General features: G+C 71.3%; 13 protein-coding genes, 1 tRNA gene and 1 pseudogene. 12 read left to right on the forward strand and 3 right to left on the reverse strand.

The window, feature by feature from the left end:
- Positions 1–129: 129 nt before the first annotated feature.
- Positions 130–954 carry an NAD(P)H-binding protein gene (locus ACFYNO_RS24805; protein ID WP_388016438.1) on the reverse strand — a complete coding sequence of 275 codons (825 nt, stop codon included), beginning with the start codon at positions 952–954 and terminating at the stop codon, positions 130–132.
- An 88-nt stretch (positions 955–1042) separates the two neighbouring features.
- On the opposite strand from ACFYNO_RS24805, the gene ACFYNO_RS24810 reads away from it, so the two are divergent.
- Complete coding sequence (locus tag ACFYNO_RS24810; RefSeq protein ID WP_388016441.1) at positions 1043–1981, forward strand: AraC family transcriptional regulator; 939 nt, start codon at positions 1043–1045, stop codon at positions 1979–1981.
- On the opposite strand, the gene ACFYNO_RS24815 is transcribed toward ACFYNO_RS24810, so the two are convergent.
- Positions 1947–2213, reverse strand: a complete 267-nt coding sequence (locus tag ACFYNO_RS24815; protein ID WP_388016444.1) for a hypothetical protein — start codon at positions 2211–2213, stop codon at positions 1947–1949. The two genes, ACFYNO_RS24810 and ACFYNO_RS24815, sit on opposite strands and share 35 nt — an antisense overlap.
- A gap of 1027 nt (positions 2214–3240) precedes the next feature.
- Here ACFYNO_RS24815 and ACFYNO_RS24820 point away from each other — a divergent pair.
- The 9 genes from ACFYNO_RS24820 (at position 3241) to ACFYNO_RS24860 (ending at position 15146) form a co-directional block, all read left to right on the forward strand.
- Complete coding sequence (locus ACFYNO_RS24820) at positions 3241–4065, forward strand: hypothetical protein (RefSeq protein ID WP_388016447.1); 825 nt, start codon at positions 3241–3243, stop codon at positions 4063–4065.
- A gap of 24 nt (positions 4066–4089) precedes the next feature.
- Positions 4090–4866: a hypothetical protein gene (locus ACFYNO_RS24825; protein WP_388016450.1), complete on the forward strand. Its 777-nt coding sequence runs from the start codon at positions 4090–4092 to the stop codon at positions 4864–4866.
- A 1-nt stretch (position 4867) separates the two neighbouring features.
- Positions 4868–5284, forward strand: a complete 417-nt coding sequence (locus ACFYNO_RS24830; protein ID WP_388016453.1) for a helix-turn-helix domain-containing protein — start codon at positions 4868–4870, stop codon at positions 5282–5284.
- Between the two features lie 83 nt (positions 5285–5367).
- Complete coding sequence (locus tag ACFYNO_RS24835; protein ID WP_388016456.1) at positions 5368–5847, forward strand: hypothetical protein; 480 nt, start codon at positions 5368–5370, stop codon at positions 5845–5847.
- A 50-nt stretch (positions 5848–5897) separates the two neighbouring features.
- Entirely contained in the window at positions 5898–6812 is a 915-nt protein-coding gene (locus tag ACFYNO_RS24840; RefSeq protein ID WP_388016459.1) for a hypothetical protein, read from the forward strand.
- Positions 6813–7014: 202 nt separating this feature from the next.
- Positions 7015–8607, forward strand: coding sequence for a TIGR02677 family protein (locus tag ACFYNO_RS24845; protein ID WP_388016462.1), 1593 nt, complete (start codon positions 7015–7017; stop codon positions 8605–8607).
- Positions 8604–9788 (forward strand): TIGR02678 family protein, encoded by a 1185-nt coding sequence (locus tag ACFYNO_RS24850; RefSeq protein ID WP_388016465.1) that lies wholly within the window; start codon positions 8604–8606, stop codon positions 9786–9788. Before ACFYNO_RS24845 ends, ACFYNO_RS24850 begins: the two co-directional genes overlap by 4 nt.
- Positions 9785–13879 (forward strand): TIGR02680 family protein, encoded by a 4095-nt coding sequence (locus tag ACFYNO_RS24855; protein ID WP_388016468.1) that lies wholly within the window; start codon positions 9785–9787, stop codon positions 13877–13879. The genes ACFYNO_RS24850 and ACFYNO_RS24855 overlap by 4 nt, the downstream gene beginning before the upstream one ends.
- A gap of 4 nt (positions 13880–13883) precedes the next feature.
- Complete coding sequence (locus ACFYNO_RS24860) at positions 13884–15146, forward strand: TIGR02679 family protein (protein WP_388016471.1); 1263 nt, start codon at positions 13884–13886, stop codon at positions 15144–15146.
- 7 nt (positions 15147–15153) lie between these two features.
- Here the strand turns inward: ACFYNO_RS24860 and ACFYNO_RS24865 are convergent, their stop codons facing one another.
- Positions 15154–15708, reverse strand: a complete 555-nt coding sequence (locus ACFYNO_RS24865) for a Uma2 family endonuclease (protein WP_388016474.1) — start codon at positions 15706–15708, stop codon at positions 15154–15156.
- Positions 15709–16418: 710 nt separating this feature from the next.
- Between ACFYNO_RS24865 and ACFYNO_RS24870 the strand changes: the two genes are divergently transcribed.
- Both ACFYNO_RS24870 and ACFYNO_RS24875 read left to right on the forward strand, forming a co-directional pair.
- A tRNA-Met gene (locus ACFYNO_RS24870) sits at positions 16419–16492 on the forward strand.
- A gap of 985 nt (positions 16493–17477) precedes the next feature.
- Positions 17478–18510 (forward strand): annotated as a pseudogene (locus ACFYNO_RS24875) (IS630 family transposase).
- The last annotated feature ends 21 nt before the right edge of the window (positions 18511–18531 follow it).

Here is an 18531-nt window from a genome sequence, read left to right on the forward strand (position 1 = left end):
CCGGATGACGACTGCACTGCACTGCGCTTACGGCCCAGGTCGGCGGCCCTCCGACGGGGTATCGGGACCGTGGAGGGGGCGGCCCCGGTGCCCCGTCGAAGGGCCGCGGGCCGTGGGGTTGCCCGGCGGTCAGCTCCAGCAGCCGGTGGCGGCGGCCGCGGTGACGTAGTCCTCGAACCGCCGGGCCGGGCGGCCGAGCGCCTGCGCCACGCCGTCGTGCACCGCGCCGCCGCGCCCGTCGCGGATCGCCGTCAGCAGCCCGGCGAGTTGCTCCGCGAACTGCGCCGGAACGCCGGAGGCCACCGCGGCCGCGGCGAACTCCGCCGGGGCGACGTCCAGATGACGGACCGGCCGCCCCGAGGCCGCGGCGATCAGCTCGGCCGCCTCGCCGAAGCCGATCGCCCGCGGCCCGGTCAGGTGGTAGATCCGGCCCGCGTGCCCATCCTCCACCAGCGCCGCCGCCGCGACCTCGGCGATGTCCTCGGCGTCCACGAACGGCGTCCGCCCGTCGCCGGTGGGCAGCGCCAGGGTGCCCGAGCGGACGGCGGCCAGCCAGAACGCCTCGCTGAAGTTCTGCGCGAACCAGTCCGGCCGCAGCAGCGTCCACTCGGCGCCGGACTCGCGCACCGCCTGCTCGGCCGCCCGCAGCGGGTGGTCGGCCGGCGCCGCGTCCATGCCGTTGGCCGACAGCAGCACCAGCCGCCCCACGCCCGCCGCCACGGCGGCCTTCGCCAGCTCCGGCACGCTGCCCGGCCCGCTCGGGCCGGGCAGCAGCAGGTAGGCCGCGCGCACGCCCTCCAACGCGGCCGGCCAGCCGGCCGGGTCGGCCAGGTCGAACGGGAGGTCGGCGCCGGCACGGGCGGCGGTGCGGACGCGGTGGCCGGCCGCGCGCAGCCGGCCGGTGATGCGGCGGCCGGTCTTGCCGGTGCCGCCGAGGATGAGGATCGGTTCCATGGGCACCAGCCAACTCGCTGCCGGCCGGACGATCCATGGGTGATCGTCCCCGGAACCTTGGTGATCGTCTGCTCCTATGCTGGCGGGCATGGATGTCCTCAGCGACCTGCTGCACCGGGCCCGGGCCCGGGAAGCGGTGATCCGGCAGCTCGTCCAACGGCCGCCCTGGTCCATCGCCTTCGCGGCTCCGTCGGCGCTCAGCCTGGTGGCCGTGCTGGGCGGGCGGGGCGCGGTGCGGCTGGCGAGCGGCGAGGGCGTCGCGCTCGCGGCCGGGGACATCGCACTGGTCGCCTGCCCGCACCCGCACACCGTCGCGGACGACCCCGGCACCCCGCCCCACGTGCTGATCCGCGACGGGCAGAAGCAGATCCTCACCACCGGCCCGGAGGCCACCCGCACCCTCCGGAACCTGGCGCCCCGCACCTACGGCGACGGCCACCCGGACGCCACCGTGATGCTGCGCGGCAGCTACGAACTGCGCGGCGGCGTCGGCGAACGGCTGCTCGCCGCACTGCCGCCGCTCGCCGTGGTCCCCGCCGGCCCGGGCACCCGGGGCGCGCTCGACCTGCTCGCCGCCGAGACCGGCCGCGAGGAGCCCGGCCAGGACGCCGTGCTGGAAAGGCTGTTGGACCTGGTCCTGGTACTAGCGCTGCGCGCCTGGTGCGCCCGGGCGGAGGCGGCAGCGCCGTCCTGGTACCGCGCACTGGCCGTCCCCGGCCTCGGCGAGGCGCTCCGCCTACTGCACGAACACCCCGCCCGGCGCTGGACGGTGGCCGAACTCGCCGCCGCGGCCGGCCTCTCCCGCGCCGCCTTCGCGGCCCGCTTCACCACCCTGGTCGGCGAGCCCCCGCTCGGCTACCTCACCGGCTGGCGGATGACCCTCGCCGCCGACCTGCTGCGCGACACCGAGGCCACCGTCGCGACCGTCGCCCGCGAGGTGGGCTACCAGGACGCGTTCGCCTTCAGCACCGCCTTCAAACGGGCACACGGCGTCAGCCCGTCGGCCTGGCGCCGGCTCCGCCCGTGACCGGCTTGCGCAGCAACAGGCAGGCCTGCTTGCCCTCGCCGCGCAGTGACCCCTCCAGCTCCAGCCCGGCGGCCACCCCCAACTCGGGGATCCGCTCCGGCCGCAGCAGAGAGAGGCTGAGCGCCATCGGATGCTCGTCGCCCTGCCCCCTGCGCCGCTCGTCACCCACGTGGAACCCGAGCAGCAACGACCCGCCCGGCACCAGCACCCGGCGGAACTGCGCGAACGCCACCGGCAGCGCCTCGGGCGGCAGGCGCAGGATCGACTACCAGGCCAGCACCTCCGCCACCGCCCCGCCGGCCGGCGCCAACCCCGCCATGCTCCCCACCGCGAACCGCACCCCCGGGATGCGCCCGCCGTGCCACCGCGACCATGTCCGGCGACAGCTCCACCCCGAACGCGTCCACCCCCAACTCCCGCAGGAACCCCGTTACATGCCCGGCCCGCACCCCGCGTCCGCCAGCACCCCGCCGGCCCTACCTGCTGCGCGAACGCCGTGATCACGGCGTTCGCGCAGCAGGTCCTGCCGGAAGGGCCCGCGGACGAAGTCGCGTAGGCCTCGGCGACGGTGTCGTAGGAGGTGCGGATCTCGGCGAGGCAGGTCGGTTCGGCGTTGGCGGTCACGAGTGACGGTACCGGGGCACTGTGGTGAGGGCACTGGTGGTGAGGGCACGTGGTCCGTGCGCGCGCTGGGGCGGTGCCTGTGCCGAGTGGAACGGCCCGGCCAGCGTGTGCTGGTCGGGCCGTGTTTGCGCCCCCGGCAGGAGCCACAGAACATGGCTGGTCGGTCGGGGCGGCTGGCGGTGCGTCAAGTCGTGGTGCTGGGCCGGTGAAAATGCCACCGATCCGCACCCATAAGCATCATGGCAGCGAGGAGGACGGCCCAGGAAGGTGAGAGCTCTGCTCTCACCCGTTTGAGTGATCAGAGGTCACCTCTCTTTACGACAGGGCTCGGTGGCCACAACGGCCGGAGCCGGCCGCTACTCGGCTGCCTGGCGGATTGGCCGCTCGGGATCGGTCGAATGGCAGGTGGGAACCGAACAGGGGCCACTGCCAAGCGGTCGGAACGAGTGCAAACCGCTCATCTTGGACGAGTTCGCTGGCGGCTGTCCCAAATGCGGGGGAACGGACGCTCTATGAAGCGGGTGCAGCGTTCGGGGCGTCCGCCGTGGGGGACCCGGGATCCGGTGGCGCGATCCGAACTGCAGAGCCGAGCACCCATGCGTACTGCAGAACAGGACTCGACAGGGAGGCAGCGCATGTCGCCTGCAGCGCATCACCTGGTGCTCGACCGAATCGAATCGATGTTCCGACAGCTCTCCACCGGTCCCCGTGCGCTCGCACTGGACGGCGGCGCACTCGGGGGCGTCCTGCCTGCCGAAAGTATGCCACTCGACGAAATGCGGAACTTGCTGCTGAACCCGCCACATCCGGACGCAGCTACCACCATCTGGCGGGAACTGGTCGAGCGGACCCGGCTGCCGACCGACCAGGATCTGTGGACGGTCGTCGCGGTCGGGGCCATGACCCCGGGGCTGCGTGGGATGTGTCGGCGTGCGGGTGTCGGCCCGTCCGATCATCAGGATCTGCAGGCCGAGTTGGTCGCGCAGTTCCTCAGTTGCCTCGCGGTGGTGCGTCCCGAGAATCCCAGGCTCGTTGGACAGCTGTACTGGTCCGCACAGCGCGCCGTCGGACGGTTCCGACAGGGCGTCATCGAGGCGGAACGGTTGTTGATCGCGGGCGACATCGATCCGCGCCTGGTGGCGGGGGCAGGTCTGGTAGGCCATCCCGACGTCGCGCTGGCCCGGCTGTGCACCCGAGGAGTCATCAACGCCCAGGACGCCGACTTGATCGGCCGGACCCGACTTGAAGGGGAGTCGCTTTCCGTAGCCGCCGCCCGCCTCGGTATCACGTACGCCGCCTGCCGCAAGCGCCGCCGCCGGGCGGAGAACCGGATCGTCGAACACTACGTCAGGACCGGCGTTCTACTCCCGGAGCGGGCGCGCCAACTGATGAGGGGAGGCCTCGACTTCACCGTCTCCGGGACCGGTTCGGACACTCCCTGCCGACCTGTCGCGGCGTGACATCACCGGAATCCAGGAGAGCTGATGGGATACGTGCGAGAGAGATCTGTTCTGAAGGCCGTCGACATTGCCGTGAGCGGGCCCGAGGCATGGCTGGGGCCGCTGTTCCTGGACGGTGCGTCCGTCCATGAGAGCTTGCCGCAGCGTGAGTTGCCGATCACCGAATTGCGACCGTTGCTGCTGCGCCCCGAGACGACGTACGAGGCGCGAGACGGTGTCTGGTCGGAGCTGGCGTTCCTCGCGCAGAATCGCGGCCACAAATGGGAGCTGGGTGCCATTTGGATGATGTCGCCGGGGTTGCGCAAGGCGTCCTGGCGGATCGTGAACAACGGCTGGGCGCCGTACGCCGACATCGAGGCGGAGGTCGTCGAGGGCTTCCTGCGTGAGCTCCGGGCCGTGGACATCGACTCACGAGCGGTCGCGGGGCGACTGTGGTGGGCCGGCTACCGGCACGGTCTGCGGGCCCGTGATTCGTACCGTGCCATGCCCGTGCGGGCGCAGGCCGCGGACTTCGCCTGTCTGAACCCTCGTAGCGCGCTCGGGGGTCATCCGGACCAGGTGCTGGACCGGGCGGTGCGGGCGGGAGTCATCACCGAAGACGAGTCCGAACTGATCGGCTGCACCCGCCTCGAGGAGAACGGGCTGGCCGCCGCCGCGCTCCAGCTCGACATCGGCTACCAGCAGTGCCGGGCTCGTCGGACGGCGGCGGAGGAACGCCTCGCAAAGTACCTGGTGATCCCGGGACCTCACCGCCGGTCCGTGCCCTCGAACTGGAGCATCTTGCGAGAGGAGGCAGCGTGAGATGGCGACCGAGACCGAGGAAGGCAAGGGTGGGCTGCGACCCACGCAGGCGCATCCGACTACCGCGCCGGAGCGTCTGCGGGGCCTGTCGCGAGCCCAACTGCTCGCCCTGCCCAGCTTCGTCAGCCTGCCGACGGCCGCGAGAGCCCTGGGCATCGGTAGGTCCAGTGCTTACGAACTGGCTCGGCGTGGACGGTTTCCCTGCCGTGTAGTCACGGTGGGGCGCGGGTATCGCGTCGCCACAGAAGACCTGCGTCGCCTGGCCGGGATCGATCCGGACAGTGCCCCCGTGCCCGATGTCCCCTCCAGCTTGGTTACCGCCCCGCCGGGCCATGTGTCCGCCGGTACGTGGACCGCCGGCCGGTGCCCGACCTGTTACGTGCGCCTTCACCGACGGCGGGACCACATGGCCTGGTAGGACCACATGGCCTGGTAAAGGGACCGCCGTCACTCGGACTCGCGGGCCGTTCACCACGGACGGCCCGCGGTAAGGACACAGCGATGCGAATCCTCGACCGGTACCAGTGCGGGCCCCTGGCCCCGATGGCCGGCTGGCAGCCTGACCGAACGGTGATCCTCGCCGTTCGGGCACTTCTCACCGACATCCTGGAAGGCTTCGCCGAAGACATCCTGCCCGGCGAGTGCGACCTTCCGGACGGCATCGGCGCGGTGGTCACCTGCGACCGCCCCGGTGGCGTCATGCGGCCCGTTGTCTACGTCCGTGCGGACCAGCCGACCGGCCTTCGGGCCGACCTCTGGGGGTTCTGTACCGCGTTGGCCGTGCTGGCTTGTGAGGGCCGCTTCTCGCTCCCTGCCGGCGAGTGCCTGTTCATCGGCAACGAACGGAGCCCGGTTCGGCGGGTGGGTGCGGCGTTGCTCGGCGCGCTGATCCTCCAGTGGCTGGGGCGAAAGCCGGGCGACTGCGACTTCCCCATCTACACGTGGGCCGGGCAGGCGGGTACCCCACGCGCCGCTGCCTGACTGGGCGAGGGCGACTGATCGCCAACGTCATCGACAGGAAGGGATGAACCGTGTCCGACGAGATCACTTGGCCCGACGCTGATCAACCAGACCCGCGACCCGACTTGGCGATGGCGGAGCGGGAGACCTACCGACTGCGCGCACACGATGCCTGGGCGCTGCCGCTCGGCAAGCTTCTCGAACACCTCGGAATGACGGCGATGGAGACACCCGCGCCCGAGGTTGTTCTTGGTGCGTTGTTCGCCGACGCTGCCAGTGGTGGGCGGATCTACCTCTGCCCCGGGCTGGAGGACAAGCGGGCCGAACACGTCATTCGGCTTCTCGTGTGCCGCTACCTCGCGAAACCCGCCTCTCTGCTGTGCGCCGAGCCCTCCTCCGGACCGAGTGGGGCGGTGGTCTTCAGCGCCGACGACATATCCGGGTTCGAGGACGAAGCGGCGAGCCCGGCTCCGCCCGCGGAGCTGTCGGAGACCGGCCTTCGGGCGCTGTACGGAGAGAGCCCCTGGGCACCAGTGGCCGGCTGGCGCACCGACGAGCAGGTCATCGAGGCATTGAAGGACCTGATCGTGCAGCACCTCGACGGTATCGCCGAGGATGTTCCCCCACACGTTCGACCGGTACCCGACGGAATCGGTGCCGCGGTCGCGTTTGGCTACGACGCCGACGGTCAGGCCCATCCGATCGTCTACGTCGATGCAGACCTGCCCAGCGGATTGAGAGCGGATCTGTGGGGCTTCTGCGCCGCCCTTGCCGGTGGCGCCGACCCGGGCGGGGTAGACCCGAGCTCCGACGGCGTCTATTACGTCGGAACCCAGCGCTTGCCTGTCACCGGGCCAGGCGTTTCGCTCCTCGCGGCGCTGATGGTCCAGCAGTTGGGGAGGCGACCTGGCGACTGCTCGTTCCCGTTGACGGCGGCTCCGGAAACGGCGTCGTCCTCGCGAACGGAGGTGGCCGATGCTGCGTGAGGCCGGGCGCACGCGGACCACGGAGTCGGCGAAGCCGGTGACTCCGATGGTCATCCGCTCAGCGTGTGGTGCGGCGGGGCGAGGCAGGCGGGCTGCATGGGACGTGTCATCCGATCCGGGCTCGCACGCCGTATCGGTGCGTGTGCGGGCTGTTTCCGAGAAGCCGCCCCGACGGGTTGAGGGTTCTGCGAAACTGTTCCGCGTGGACCCCGCACTATCGCCGCAGCCCTTCGCCTACCTCAGTGCGCCGAAAGCCGAGCTGTACGGCCAGGTGCTGGGAGTGTTCGCCCAGGCGCGTGCGCGGTTCATCGTGCACCTGCGTCCTGAGGACGTGGCCGGCGAACTGCGGCACGCCGCGGACGCGGTGGTGGCCGGGGTCCCGGTCGACGCCGTCGGCGGGGCGCTGGAGCAGCTGGTGGCGTGGGGCAACCTGCGTGCCGATGCCGACACCGGCCGGGTCACCTCGGTCGAGGACTTCCACCGCGCCCGGTACCTGTACCAGCTCACCCGGTACGGGCAGGCCGCGCTGCGCGCCGTCGCGCTGTACGAGGAGGCGCTCGGCCAGCGGGGCCAGCTGCAGTCCGTCGCCCTCGCGGACATCGCCGAACAGCTCGGCTCGCTGCTGGCACTGGCCGAACAGGACGACCCGGATCCGGTCAAGGCCCATCTGCTGCTGCTCCAACTCGCCGACCGGTTCGGCAGCCTCGCCGACAACGCGCAGGCGTTCATGGCCTCACTGCGCCGCACCATCGACTTCCAGGACGGCGACGAGGACGCGTTCATCGCCTACAAGGACCGCCTGGTCGAGTACATCGAGCGGTTCATTGCCGACCTGGCCAACCGCGGCGCGCAGATCGCCGATCTGATCGACCGGCTGGAGGGTGCCGGTGTGGCCCGTCTGCTGCTGGCAGCTGCCAGACGTGAGGCCACCGACGCCGTTCCCGCTGGTGACGGGGACGGTGGCGAGGCCGCCGAGCAGGCCAGGGCAACGGCCTTGACGGCCGCGCACACCGGGTGGGAGAACCGCTGGCGCGGGCTGACCGACTGGTTCCTGAGCCGCTCCAGCCGCCGGCCCTCCCAGGCGAAGCTGCTCCGCGGCGCGGCGGTCAGCGCGATCACCGCCCTGGTCAACACGGTGGCGGCGCTCAACGAGCGGCGCGGCGGCCGCACCGACCGCTCGGCGGACTTCCGGGCGCTGGCCCGGTTCTTCGCCGAGGCGCCGGATGACGCGTCGGCGCACCGGCTGTGGCGCGCGGCGTTCGCACTGACCCCGGCCCGACACCTGACCGTCGACGCGGTGACCGAGGCGGTCTGGCAGGACGCCGACCTGCCGCCGGCCACTCCCTGGCGCGAAGCGCCGCCGCTGGAGATCAGCCCGCGCCTGCGGGAGACCGGCTCCTACGAGCGGCGCGGTGCGCCCAACCGGGTCGCCGACCGGGCGTCGGCGCGCCAGGCACTGGCCGAACAGGTCGAACGGGAGGCGGAGCAGACCGCTGCCGCAAGGGCCAGGCTGGCCACCGACGGGCCGGTGCTGCTCTCCGCGATCGCGGGTCCGGACGGGCTGGACGCTCAGGAGTTCCGGCTCTTCCTCACGGTCCTCAGTGACGCACTGTCAGCTCGGATGCCCGGGGAGAGCGAGTCTTCGGCCATCACCGGTGACGGCACGATGGAGATCCGATTGAAGCTGGTGGACGCGGAGCGGGTGGTGGAGATCCAGACGGTGGACGGCGTGCTGTCCGGCCCGGAGCACGTGGTCGAGATCATCGATCTGGCGCCGACGGGAGACACCGCGTGAATGCCGTGCCACTGGTCGACGTCCAGGCGGAGCGTCGCCGGGCAGCCCGTGCGCTGCTCGCCGCGCCCTTGCTGACCATCGCGGACGAGGAGTTCCGGCTGGTGCGCAAGCACGCGGCCGAGCTCGCTGCCTGGTTCACCCAGGAGACCGGCTGGCGGCTGGTGGTCGACGCCGAGACAGCCCGACTGTTCAAGACACCGGCCCGGCTGGACGATGCGACCCGTCCTGCCCGAGCGCCGCGCACCAAGGTGCCGTTCACCCGCCGCCGCTACGTGCTGCTCTGCCTGGCCTTGGCGGTGCTGGAGCGGGCCGACGCGCAGATCACGCTCGGTCGGCTGGCCGAGGGCGTGCTGACTGCGGCCGCCGATCCGGCCCTGGCAGCGGCCGGGATCGAGTTCCGGATGGAGCGCCGCGAGGAACGCTCCGACCTGGTGGCCGCCGTCCGGCTGCTGCTGGAGCTGGGAGTGCTGCACCGGGTGGCGGGCGATGAGGAGGCGTACCTGTCCGCCTCCTCCAACGACGTGCTGTACGACGTGCGCAGGCGGGTCCTGGCCGGCCTGCTGGCCACCACACGGGGGCCGTCCACCGTCGCCACCGCCGACCCGGACCGACGATTGGTCGCCCTGACCGAGGAAGTCACGCCCGATACCGACGAGCTGCGGCTGCGCTCGCTGCGTCACCGGCTGACCCGCAGGCTGCTGGACGATCCCGTCGTGTACTACGCCGAACTCGCCGAGGACGAGCGCGCCTACCTGGTCTCCCAACGGCACGCGATCACCCGCCGGATCACCGAACTCACCGGACTGGTGGCCGAGCCGCGTGCCGAGGGGGTCGCGATGGTGGACCCGGACGACGAACTGACCGACGTGCGGATGCCCGAGCAGGGGACCGAGGGCCACGTCACACTGCTGGTGGCCGCGCACCTCGTCACGGCCGACGGGCCGTGCACCGTACCGGAGTTGGCGCGGCTGATCCGCGAGCTCGCGGTCCAGCATTCGGCGTACTGGCGCAAATCCGCCGCCGAGCCGGCTGCCGCGGCTGACCTGCTGGCGCAGGCACTGGACCGGCTGACCGCCCTGGACCTCATCGACCGGGACGGTGACCAGGTCGGTGCCCGGCCCGCGCTCGTCCGCTACGCCCTCGCCGCCCCGACCATCCGAAAGGCCCGCTCCCGCTCATGACGCTGCCCCAGCCCGCCAAGACCCGCTGGCAGCCGCTGCGCGCCGGACTGGTCGACATCTTCTACTACGACGCCGAGGAGTTCCGCTTCCACGACGGCCGCCTGCTGCTGCGCGGCAACAACGGCACCGGCAAGTCCAAGGTGCTCGCCCTCACCCTCCCCTTCCTGCTGGACGGCGAACTCGCACCCAACCGGGTCGAGCCGGACGGCGACCGGGCCAAGCGCATGGAGTGGAACCTGCTGCTCGGCGGCAAGCACCCCAACGACGAGCGCACCGGCTACACCTGGCTGGAGTTCGGCCGGATCGACGAGGACGGCCTACCTCAGTACCGGACCATCGGCTGCGGGCTGAAAGCCGTCAAGGGACGCGGCATCGCCAAGCACTGGTTCTTCACCACCACTCTGCGCATCGGCCCGGACCTGCCGCTGCTCTCACCGACCCGGGTCCCGTTCACCCGGGAGCGGCTGCGCGACGCCCTGCAGGACCACGGCCTGGTGCACGACACGGCTACCGAGTACCGGCGGGCGGTGGACGAGCAGCTGTTCGGCCTGGGCCAGGAGCGCTACGAGGCGCTGGTCGGCCTGCTGATCCAACTGCGCCAGCCGCAGCTGTCCAAGAAGCCGGACGAGAAGCTGCTGTCGAAGGCCCTGACCGAGTCGCTGCCCCCACTGGATCCCGCGCTGGTCGGCGAGGTCGCCGAGGCGTTCCGTGGCCTTGACGAGGAGCGGCAGGCGCTGGTGGCACTGACCGAGGCGTCGGGCGCGGCGGGGAGTTTCCTCACCCACTATCGCCGCTACGCGCAGATCGCCGCCAAGCGCCAGGCCGGCGTGTTGCGTGCGGCGCACAGCCGTTACGAGCACCTGGGCCGCGACCTCGGCGAGGCGGAGTCCGAACACGCAGCAGCCGAGGAGGATTTGGCGCAGGCAGAGGGGAGCCTGGCCGAGCTGGAGGACACCCGGGTCCGGTTGACGGCAGCCCGCGACGCGCTGAACCGCAGCCCCGAGATGGACGCGGCCCGGGAATTGGAGCAGGCCGGCCGCACCGCCGAGACCCTGGGCAAGGTCGCGCTCGACCGGGAGGCCGCCCGGGAGACGGCCCGGCGCACCGCAGCCGACTGGAGTCGGCGCGGCGCCGCCGCGCTCGCCCAGGCCACCGCCGACCAGGCCGCTCTCGCAATGGCTCAGGCCGCCGCGCGCCAGAGCGCCGACGCCGCGGGCATCGACCACACGCCGGTGGCCGAGGAACTGGAGCGCGACCGCGCGCCGCACCAGGACACCAGGCGGGCGGCCGAGCGGGCCGTCGAGCGCCGCCGCCAAGCCGTCACCGGCCTGACCGACCTGCTGACCGCCGCCGAGCGGACCCAGGGCCGGGCCCGCGAGGCACAGGCGGAGGCCGGCCGGCGCAGCTCGGACCTGGAAGCCGGGCGGGAGCGCGCCGCGCTCGCCGCCGAGGCGGTCGCCCACCGGGGGGCCGAACTGCTCTCGGCGTACCGGAGCTGGACGTCGGGCACGACCGAATTGAGGCTGGCCGACCCTGATCAGGCGCTGGCCGAGCTGGAGTCCTGGACCGAGACCTTGGCGGGCCCGAACCCGGCGGCCGAGACCGTCGCGCAGGCGTACAGCGAGTACTCGGCGGCCCTGACCCGCCAGGAGACCGGGCTCGATGCCGAGCGCGCCGCGGTCCGACGCGAGCAGCAAGCGGTGGAAGAGGAGATCGCCCGCCTGGAGTCCGGCGGCCACGAGCCCCCGCCGGTCCCCCACACCCGCGACCACCGCACGCGTCCCGGCCGCCCCGGCGCGCCGCTGTGGCGGGCGGTGGACTTCGCGGACGGTGTCGCCCCGGCGGACCGCGCCGGGATCGAGGCCGCGCTGGAGGCGGCCGGCCTGCTCGACGCCTGGCTCACCCCCGACGGCTCCCTGTTGCGCGCGGGCACCCATGATGCCGTGCTGCTGGCCAACTCCCCTTCTGGCGGCGACTCACTGGCTGCCGTGCTGTGCCCGGCCGTCGACCGGGCCGACCCGCAGGCAGCCGCGCTGAGCGACGAGGCGGTGCTCGCCGTCCTCGCCGCGATCGGGCTCGGGCCGGACTCGGACGCAGCGGGCTGGGTGACCGTCGACGGCGGCTATCGACTCGGCACCCTCGTCGGCTCCTGGAACAAGTCGGCCGCCCACTACATCGGCGAGGGCTCCCGCGAAGCAGCCCGCCGCGCCCGGCTTACCGAACTCGCCGACCGCAAGAACGAACTGACTGCTGCTCTTGCTGCGTTGGACGAGCAGCGGGCCGGTCTTCGGGAGCGGGTAGCCGTGCTGACCGCCGAGCACCGGGCGGCCCCCGCTGACCAGGACCTGCGTGAGGCGCACGCTCGTCAGGGCCACGAGGCCGAGGCGGTCCGTCGTCTGGCGGAGCGTCAAGCGGAGGCCGAGCAGACGGCTGTGGCCCTGCAGGAGGAGGCCGAGGAGGCCGTCGCCCGGGCCGAGGAGTACGCGGCCGACACCGGTCTGCCGGCCTCCCGGGAAGGGCTCGACGCGGTGCGCGAGGCACTGGCCGGCTACCGGGCCGCGCTCGCGGCCCTGCTGCCCGCCGCCACCGCGCTGGCGCGCTCCGCCGCCGACGCAGCCGAATCGGCAGCCGAGGCGGAAACGGCAGCCGAGGCGCTGGCCGAAGCCGAGGAGACGGCCGGCGCAGCTCGTCGCACGGCGGAGGCGGCTACCGAGCGGCATCGAGTGTTGGCCGAGACCATCGGGGCGAGTGTCGAGGAGTTGTTCCGCAGACTTGCCGAGACGGACGCAGCTCTGGAACGGCGCGAAGCCGCCGAGAAGGCCACCCGGGCGGCTCGCGACGCGGCCCTGTCGGCCCGGGCCCGGGCAGAGGGCCGGCGCACCGAGATCCGCGCCAGGATCGCGGACGCCACCGAGGAACGCGAGCGCGCGGTGACCGCCATGCGCGCCTTCGCCGCCACGGGCCTGCTCGGCACCGCTGTCCCGGAACTCGCCCTGCTGGGCCCGGAGGAGCCCTGGGCGCCCACCCCGGCGGTGGCCCTGGCCCGGGCCGTGCACCAGGAACTCGAAGCCGTCGACGAGAGCGACCGCCGCTGGGACCTGGTCCAGCAACGGATCACCACCGAGCACAAGCTCCTCACCGACGCCCTCGCCCGGCACGGCCACTCCGTCGGCATGACCCTGCACGAGGGCGTCATGGTCGTCGACGTCCTGTTCCAGGGCCGCACCCACGACGTGCCCGCACTCGCCGCCTCGCTCCGGGAGGAGGTCGAGCAGCGCGGCCGCCTGCTGTCCGCCAAGGAACGCGAACTCCTGGAGAACCACCTGGTGGGCGAGGTCGCCGGGGTCCTGCAGGAACTGATCGCCGGCGCCGAGGAGCAGGTCCAGGCGATGAACCAGGACCTGGCGGACCGTCCGACCTCCACCGGCATGGCACTGCGCCTGCTCTGGCAACCCGCCAAGGACGCGCCGCAGGGCCTGGAGGCAGTCCGAACCCGCCTGCTGCGCCAATCCTCGGACGCCTGGCGGCCGGCCGACCGGGCGCTGGTCGGCGAATTCCTGCAGACCAGGATCGCGCAGGACCGCGAGGAGCATCCGGGCGACTCCTGGGCCGACCAGCTCACCCGCGCGCTGGACTACCGGACCTGGCACGTGTTTACCATCCAGCGCCGGCAGGACGGCCAGTGGAAGCCCGCCACCGGCCCGGCCTCCGGCGGCGAGCGGGTGCTGGCCGCCTCCGTACCGCTCTTCGCCGCCGCCTCCTCGCACTACTCCTCCGGCAGCCCCCACGCACCGCGCCTGATCGCCCTCGACGAGGCCTTCGCCGGGGTCGACGACGACTCCCGGGCCAAGTGCCTGGGCCTGCTCGCCGCCTTCGACCTCGACGTGGTGATGACCAGCGAGCGCGAGTGGGCCTGCTACCCGACCGTCCCAGGGATCGGGATCGCCCAGCTGACCCGGCGCGAGGGCATCGACGCGGTCCTCGTCACTCCCTGGCGCTGGGACGGGCGCGAGCGGGTGCGCGAGCAGCGGGCGCATCTGCTCGGGAAACCGTTGGCCGCTGAACAGCCGACCCTGCTCGGGGACGAGTGACCCGGTGACCGACCTGCCCCGGCTGCGGCGGCTGCTCGGTGGACCCGACACGGCGTGGCTGGTTGAGCGGGTCCGCGAACGGCTCGCCACCGGGCGCGCGTTGGACACTCCCGCGACCCTCAAGGACGCCACCGCCGAGCAGCGGCGCGCGGTCGAGCTGCTGCTCGGCCGCAGGCTGCGCAGCGGCCACTCGCTGTCGGTGCCGCTCACAGAGGTCGACCGGACCCTGCGCGAATCCCTGGCCTGCCCCGATGGCTTGGCGGTGGCCGTCGTCCTACTCACCGGACCGGTCACCGACCGGCGCGCCGAAGCCGCGGCCTCGGCCGACGCGTGGCGCGACGCCTTCGTGCCGCTCGACACCGTGTGTGATCGAGCCGAACTGGCCGCGTGGCGCGCACGGCTGGAGTCCACCGGCCTGCTCAAGCGCCTCTCCGGCGCCGACCCGGCCGCCGCGCGGCAGTTGGCCGAGCAAGCAGCGCTCGTCCTCGCCCAACTGCCAGCCGACCCCGCCACCGCGCTGACCGTGCCCGTGCTCGCCGCCCGCGGCCTGGCGGACGCGCACGCGCTCGACGAGGGCCGCCCGCTGGCCGCGCTCGTCCGCTCCGCCCTCAAGGCGCTCGCAGGCCTGCCGGAGTCGGCCACTACCGGGGCCGAGGGCCGCCGGGCCCTGTGGGCGGCCGTGGGCGTGGCCGTCGACGACCTGTCCTCGCGGGTGCTGACACTGGGGCTGCCGGGTGGCGACCGGGGCACCACCGCCCGGATCCTCGCCGCCGCCCGAGAAGGCGGCGAGCCGTGCGTCCTGACGCTGCGCCAGTTGGCGCGTGCCGGTGACGGGGGACCGTTCACGGACGTCGGCTCGCTCGTGCGGGTCTGCGAGAACCCGACGGTCGTCTCCGCTGCGGCCGCCTCGCTCGGCGCCGACTGCCCACCGCTGATCTGCGTGGAAGGCAACGTCTCGCTGGCCGCCCGCACCCTGCTTGCCCGACTCTCCACCGAGGGCACCCGCCTCGCGTACCACGGAGACTTCGACTGGGGCGGCGTCCGCATCGCCGCCGGTGTCATGCGACTGCCGGGAGCCGTCCCCTGGCGCTACGACCGCGCCGCGTACCTCGATGCGCTGTCCGGCGGGCTGGGCACCCCGCTCACCACGGGCGTCCCGGCCCCGACCCCCTGGGATCCGCAGCTGAGTTCGGCCATCGAACGGCACTGCATTCGGGTGGAGGAGGAGCTCCTGCTGCCACACCTGCTCGCTGACCTGCAGCCGTAGGCGCAGCTCAGCGGTAGCGGGGGAGACGGTCCGTGCTGAGCAGCCAGCGGCCGACCGGTACGTCCTGGCCGTAGTCGTAGGTTTCGGTCTTGCGGTAGCTGGTGCCGTCCGGCTCGGACATGACCTGGGCGATGCCGCGGCCGGGGTCGACGATGAGGTAGAGCGGGATGCCCATCGCCGAGTAATCGACGATCTTGTCGCGGTAGTCGTTCTCCGGGTTGGACTTCGAGACGACCTCGATCACCAGCTCGACGTCGTGCGGATTGACCGCCTCATCGGGCTGGGAGTCGATCAGATCCGCGGGAAGGACCATGAGATCCGGCACGCGCATGCGGCCGATTGCCGCATCCTGCATGTCGGTGTCCGTAAAGACGAGCACATCGGGTGTCTGCTGCTCGAGCTGCCGGCGCAGATGGATCGCGGTCAGTCCGTGAGGCGTGGTCGGCGACATCATCATGACCAGACCTTGCGGGCCGATCTCCACCCGGGGCTTCATCGGCAGCTGGGACAGCTCGTCCGCGATCTCGCGCAGGCGGGCGAACGTGGCGGCATCGATGCTCATGCGTCCAACCTACGGCACGGTGAGACCGGGTACGTCGACTTCGCGGGCAGCGCTCCCGCGCCTTCGGGAGGCCTACCGGATCGAGAACAGGTGACGTGTACATGCCATTTGTTCAACCTGCCTTGTTCTGCGTGTCCCCGGGGGCGCGAAGTGGCTGGTACCGCAGATGAAGCCAGATGGCCCCTGAGCTGGCCTTTTCTGTTCCAGTCAGCTCGAACTGGCCAACGGATCAGTGGAACCTCATCGTCGGCCAGTGGCCTGACCTGCGGAAACGCAACCACAGGTTGTGCGCCCCCGGCAGGAGCAGCAGGACATGGCTGGTCGTTGCGGGCGATTGGTGATGCGGCGGGTCGTCGCGCTCTGACGCCAGGCCAGACATGTAGAGCCGCATGGTCTGCCTTTCCCGACCAGCTGGTCGTGGGAGGTAGGCCGGTCGGTGCGGGAGCATCCGGCCAATTCCTTCCACGCACTCACTGGCTTGCACTGATCCACTACACCACTTCTTCCCGCAGGGGCTGGCTGCCCGAGGCGTGGGCTGCTTCCTGTGTTTCAGGGAGAGTCGGCGGCGCGGCGTCGACCTGACTTGCCCAGGTCCCCGGCGTCCACAGCAAATTCCATTGCTCAGTGGGGTAGTTGAGTGGCGGTGCCAGCTACGGTCCGGCGTCGGATTGGGCGACGGGCGCTGAGTGCCGTAGGGTTACTTCTACCAACGCGGGGTGGAGCAGCTCGGTAGCTCGCTGGGCTCATAACCCAGAGGTCGCAGGTTCAAATCCTGTCCCCGCTACGAAACGATGGGTCCGGCACGCAGCGCGCGCCGGACCCATCGTCATTGAAGGGGTGTGTCTCGAGCGATTAGGCTGAGCCGGCTCGTGGCACGGCTTGTCCGTCGTGGCTCGGTGACCTGGGCGGGTGGATTTCTCGGAACACGTCCTGGCCCTGCGGACGCATTCCCGCCATCCCGACGCTCAATCGCCATGACCGTGTGGTGCGCGGCGATTGAGCGCATGCTGGCGTGATCGGGCGGGTTCCTGGAATCCAGGATTATGAGAGAAGAGTCCTGATTTCGTGCCCTTCCGCAGTCTTCCAGAATTTCATGCCGTTGGTTGCCGGGTGCTTGCGGCTAGGGTTCAACGCTGCAACGACCGCGCTTGCTGCCGCACTCGGCGACTCAAACTGCTGTCCTGAAAGGACACCTGATGCGATGTGCACGTGCCTAGTCGCCTTGCTGAAGACAGCCCTGATGGTCTGGCCTGCGTATGCGCCGAAAACAGGTGCCTCGTCTGCTCGCAGGATCTCATGGTGCCCGCCAGAGTTGCTTCGCGCTGCGAGCCACTCCTGCAATAGGAACGCTACGACCTTGGCGATAGTCTCATTCCGCACCGCGGCCATTGACCGCAAGGCGGTACCTGTAGCCTCATCGAACTCGATCTGCATCTCTTGTCCCCACTTCTATGCGGCTCGTCACGGTGCCCGTAGAGCCCCGAGCTCACCGAAGGCCTCCCGAGCTTGCCCGAGCTAACATCATCACGGTGCGAGCCGGATGAGTCAACCGGCTGGGCGCTGTTCTTGGCGCGCCACGAGATTCGGCCTCAGGCATCGGTGCCGGTGTCTGACGGCCTGGACCCGATCACGATCGAGACAAGGGCTGTCCTGATGTGCTTGATCACCGAGCTCGACTAGTGCCGCATCAGACAACGTTCGCCCCGTTGTGATGTGACGCGTCGTCCAGAGAGATGCTCTGGGCGGCGCGTGTGCGCCAAGCTGTGCACGTGGCAGAGCGAGTACAGGTCAGAGAGATTGATGAGGACGAGGGGCGGCGGTTGCTGCGGATCGTCCGGCGGGGCACCGGGTCGGTGGTGACCTGGCGGCGGGCCCAGATGGTGATCCTGTCCGCGCAGAACATGGATGTCGGCAAGATCGCCGAGGTGACGTTCACCAGCGCGGACCGGGTCCGTGACGTGATCCACAACTTCAACGCCGACGGCTTCGACTCCCTGTACCTCGACCTGGAGCCTGGCCAAGCTGGCCGACTTCCTGGTCGCCGAGGGGGTGGTCGACGACATCAGCCACGAGGGCCTTCGGGTCCTGCTCCGCGAGGAAGGCGTCTCCTTTCAACGCGTGAAGACCTGGAAGACCTCCCGCGACCCCGACTACGCCACGAAGAAGGCACGCGTTGAGCACCTCTACGCGATCGCCGACGGCGAGGTCATACCCGAAGAGGGCGAGCCGGAAGTCGTCTTCTGCATGGACGAGTTCGGCCCGCTCAACCTCCAGCCCCACCCCGGACGGCAGTGGGCCGAACGCGGCGGGCGGCACAAGGACCCCGACCGCGAACCCAGGCCCCGCCGCCGGGCTACCTACACCCGCCCCCACGGGGTCCGGCACCTGTTCGCCGCCTACGACCTGGCCAAGGATCAGCTCTACGGCCACATCAAGAAGACCAAGAACCGCTCCAAGTTCCTGGAGTTCTGCCGCTACCTGCGCTCGCTGCACCCGATGGACGTGCGCATCGCCATCGTCTGCGACAACTACTCACCCCACCTGACGACGAAGCGGTGCCAGCGGGTCGGGACCTGGGCCGCGGCGAACAACGTCGAGATCGCCTACACCCCGACCAACAGCTCCTGGCTCAACCGGATCGAGGCCCAGTTCACCGCCCTGCGCTACTTCGCCCTCGATGGCACCGACCATCCCACCCACAAGGCCCAGGGCAGCATGATCCGCCGCTACATCATCTGGCGGAACAAGAACGCCACCGATAAGCACCTCAACGCCCTCGTGGCCAGGGCAAACGTCGCCTAAGCCTGGCCGCGGTAGCCGAAC

Origin of the sequence: Kitasatospora sp. NPDC006697 (genome assembly GCF_042869935.1) — a bacterium.
In the GTDB taxonomy this organism is placed as follows: domain Bacteria; phylum Actinomycetota; class Actinomycetes; order Streptomycetales; family Streptomycetaceae; genus Kitasatospora.